This is a genomic window from Acidovorax sp. SUPP3334 (assembly GCF_030159055.1).
Taxonomy (GTDB): Bacteria; Pseudomonadota; Gammaproteobacteria; order Burkholderiales; family Burkholderiaceae_C; genus Paracidovorax.
Genome location: NZ_BQXQ01000118.1, coordinates 1 through 779, shown reverse-complemented (window position 1 = coordinate 779; position 779 = coordinate 1). Strand labels below are relative to the sequence as shown.

At 64.6% G+C, this 779-nt stretch carries 1 protein-coding gene; it reads left to right on the top strand.

The window, feature by feature from the left end:
* Nucleotides 1-779 (top strand): IS481 family transposase (locus tag AVHM3334_RS23730; protein WP_284415883.1); only part of this gene is annotated, 779 nt, incomplete at both ends.

The window sequence follows — 779 nt, the reverse complement described above, 5'->3', positions numbered from 1 at the left end:
GCAAGACTTGCACGACCGCAGCTCGCGCCCGATGAAGACGCGCACGAACCTGGACGCCGCACTGCACGAGCGCATCGAGCAGTTGCGCCGCTCGCGCATGCCCATGCGCCGCATCGCCGCCATCGTCGGGCGCAGCGTGTCCACGGTCAGTCGCCTGCTCGCACGCCTGGGACTGTCCAGCCTGAGGGCGCTCGATCCCATTGCGCCCATCGTTCGCTACGAGCGACAGGCGCCGGGCGAACTGCTGCACATCGACACCAAGAAGCTCGGGCGCATCGTGCAGCCCAGCCACCGTGTGACGGGTGATCGTCGCGATGCCACACGAGGCGCCGGCTGGGAGTTCGCTCATGTGGCCATCGACGATCACTCTCGTGCGGGCTTCGTGCAGATGCACGAGGACGAACGCAAGGGCTCGGCCGTGGCGTTCCTGCAGGCGGCCGTGGCTCACTACGCGGCCTTGGGCGTGACCATCAAGCGCCTGATCACCGACAACGGCCCGGCCTATCGTTCACGGCTGTTCGCAAAGACTTGCCAAGCCTTGGGCATCAAACACTCCTTCACCAGGCCCTATCGCCCACAGACCAATGGCAAGGCCGAGCGATTCATCCAGACCTGTTTGCGCGAGTGGGCCTATGGGCGCGTATGGGCTAACAGCAAGGAACGCACAGCATGGTTGCCTGCGTTCCTGAGCTACTACAACGCCAGGAGGCCCCACTCGGCCTTGGGCTACAGACCTCCAGCTTCCCGACTTGCCGGGTATAACCTATTGCAACTCGACA